At 38.0% G+C, this 2,870-nt stretch carries 2 protein-coding genes and 1 pseudogene; 2 read left to right on the top strand and 1 reads right to left on the bottom strand.

The window, feature by feature from the left end; genetic code table 11:
- Nucleotides 1-506: 506 nt before the first annotated feature.
- Nucleotides 507-676, top strand: a pseudogene (locus tag DCC39_RS18645) (alpha-hydroxy-acid oxidizing protein); the annotation flags it as partial.
- A 65-nt stretch (nt 677-741) separates the two neighbouring features.
- Here DCC39_RS18645 and DCC39_RS18640 read toward each other — a convergent pair.
- A complete protein-coding gene (locus DCC39_RS18640; RefSeq protein WP_116556383.1) occupies nt 742-1,833 on the bottom strand; it encodes a GGDEF domain-containing protein in 1,092 nt (363 codons plus the stop codon).
- 499 nt (nt 1,834-2,332) lie between these two features.
- Here DCC39_RS18640 and DCC39_RS18635 point away from each other — a divergent pair.
- A partial coding sequence (locus tag DCC39_RS18635; RefSeq protein ID WP_133243516.1) for an IS110 family transposase occupies nt 2,333-2,870 on the top strand: 538 nt, incomplete at its 3' end.

Below are 2,870 nucleotides of genomic sequence, written 5' to 3'. Positions count from 1 at the left end.
AATTATCCCATATTTATCAAAATTTAGGGGGGAATTATCTCGAAGAATTTTTACTCTTCAAGGCTGTCTTCATCATCAACAAGCATAACACGCAACACATCACACCTCTCCTTTCACGCGTTCTAGGACATTATGTATGAACTAACGCGTTAAGGTTTTTTCTTTATTTTATACTCCTAAAACCTCACCTACAATCTTTTTCGTGATAAGGCCTAACCTATACCAATAGCATCGCATAATTATTTGTAGAATATTCTGTAAATGTTTTCTTCCAGACGAGTGCCAAAAAGGCAAAGCCTTAATTAAGGTGGCACTGTCTATTTGGCAAAAATTTTACAGTTAGACAAAAGGGATAACGGCAGTTAAAGTATCTGTTTTTTGTTCAAAACGACGAAGCCATATGTATGCAGGTTGACCGCCTTTAGTCAACGACTAATTCGAAGCAGCGTCTTTTTGCTTTTCGTTTCTAGCTGGATGAGTATATGCAAACAGGAGGTAATAAGCGCGAACATGGAGCAGACGGAATTATCGTTTCAAACCATGGCAATTGGATGGAGCTATGGCCACGATAGAAGCTCTTCCCTCTATTTGGGAGGCAGTTCAAAATAAGATTCCTATTCTAATGGATAGTGGAGTTCGGCGTGGAGCAGATATCATCAAAATATTGGCGTTAGGATACATCGCTAATTAACATTCAAAATTATTTTGTCCATTTTTCAAAAATCAATCCCAGTTTCCAATTTACAGTCTGTTCAAGGTAATGTACAAATCGCTAGGTACCACTAACTGATCTCGACCTCTTTCCTTTGCTAAGTATAAGTTAGTATCTGCCTGCTTAATGGCATCTTGTAATGGGGATTCCCCTTCCAACATGGCTAACCCAATTGACACTGTAACAGTTAGTGACAGATCGTCATCTACTTGAAATAAAGTAGTGCGTATTTCATCTTGAATTCCTTCTATTGTTTTTATCGCTTGTTTAGTGCTAATTGCCTTTAAGTAAATAATAAATTCCTCGCCTCCGTATCTCGCAACCTTTACATTTTCACATTCGTACTTTTTAAATATAGATGATATCTCTATCAATATATTGTCGCCAACTAAATGTCCATATGTATCGTTCAATTGTTTGAAATAATCAATATCTACGATGGCAATATAGTGATTCATATGTGTGTCATTTATTTTCTCTTCAACTATTTCAACAAATGTACTTCTGTTTAGTAGTTTTGTAAGAGGATCATGGCTAGCAAGAAATTTCAATTGGTTTTTTAAAGCCTCATTTTTGTATGCCAGTAAAACAAATGTATAATAGATAAAAGCTACTCCAAGAAAGGATATGTACCGTATTAAAAAAATATTTTTAAATACCTCCATTCCATTTGGAAAGATAAATATGATGGGAAAGTCAGAAATAAACCAACATCCCGTTATGATCAGAACCCTTTTTAAGTTGACGCTTTGATTTTTGTTTGGATTGTAAAATGCCAAAGCAAATAAGGTTGGCATGATCATTCCAAATATAATACCGGGGATCGCACCATCTCCCCCCATGAATAAACGCCAAATGGAAGCAATAACAAGTATAGGGAGCGTTATCTTCCAACCTCTAAGCAGTGACAAAAATATAAGTGGTATTAACCTCAAATCCAATCGATATTCGCCAAATTGGATCGGTAAATAAAACATCGTAATGATTACCCCTGAAAAAAGTAACACGATACAAATGAATACTAGGCTTTTCGATAAGCGCTCCCGATATTGCATTAATGTGCTCATCAGTAAGTGGCCTAATAATAGAATTGCCAGATTAGATAAAATCGATTGAAACATAAACGCTGCTCCTTATTTAAAACTCGTTATTATTCTATTACCTCATTTATCTTAGACATCGAAATGTTTCGACATTCTCAANCAGATGCCTTTTTGGACATTTGTCTATTTGTTGTGCCTAAAAACAATCAAATATAGAGAAAGGTATTGCGAATGTGTCTTTACGCATTGCTTCCGCAATACTTTTTTAATAGATATTCCCCTGATTTTTGATAGAATCTCAGACTTGCCTATGGGACAATGGGGTCGACAAGTTTTTCTCAGGAGATTTCTTTCCCTCCTTGCGGACACTTTGTGTACTGCTTTTTTAGCCTGCTACCCATGACCCATCATTGAATTTCTAACCGCTGGTTGCGCCTCCGACGATTTGGAAGGGGAAGTAGCGTCCCGAAATTGTCTTCCCGTCGGATGAGTGCTGATGACGAGGCAGATCTAGATGGTTCCCATGGGCACCCAGGTCTGAGATTACTTGATTACTGCTTTACCCGGAGGTGATACGATGTCGCAAATGTTAGTTGGTATAGACGTAAGTTTAAAATCTCACCATGTACAATTCATGGCTGGAGATGGAGCTTCCTTGGCCAGTTTTTCTGTTGCCAATGATCAAAACGGGGCAGACACCCTGATTAAAAGGATGTTGGTTACTGCAGAAAAAGGCCAGCTAAATCAAATTAAGGTTGGGATGGAAGCCACTTCAAATCTTGGGTGGCATCTTGCTCATTATCTTAGAGAACAACTTCAAGGATATGAGCCAGACATCCAATCCCATATTTACGTCTTGAACGCGAGGAAGGTGGCTCGTTTTAAAAAAGGGTATGATTCCCTGGTGAAGAACGACCGCATTGATGCCTGGGTGATCGCAGACCATCTACGTTTTGGACGACTGCCTATCGAAATGAAAGAATCCATTCAATATGAAGCTTTGCAGCGTTTAACGAGAACCCGTTTCCATCTTATGAAAAATATCGCCAGAGACAAGACGTATTTCCTTAATCAAGTCTTTTTAAAGTTCAGTGGATTACGGCAAGATAATCCAT

This window comes from Pueribacillus theae, assembly GCF_003097615.1.
GTDB classification, from domain to species: domain Bacteria; phylum Bacillota; class Bacilli; order Bacillales; family UBA6769; genus Pueribacillus; species Pueribacillus theae.
The sequence above is the reverse complement of the archived record's forward strand: the minus strand, read 5'-3'. Positions and strand labels throughout refer to the sequence as shown.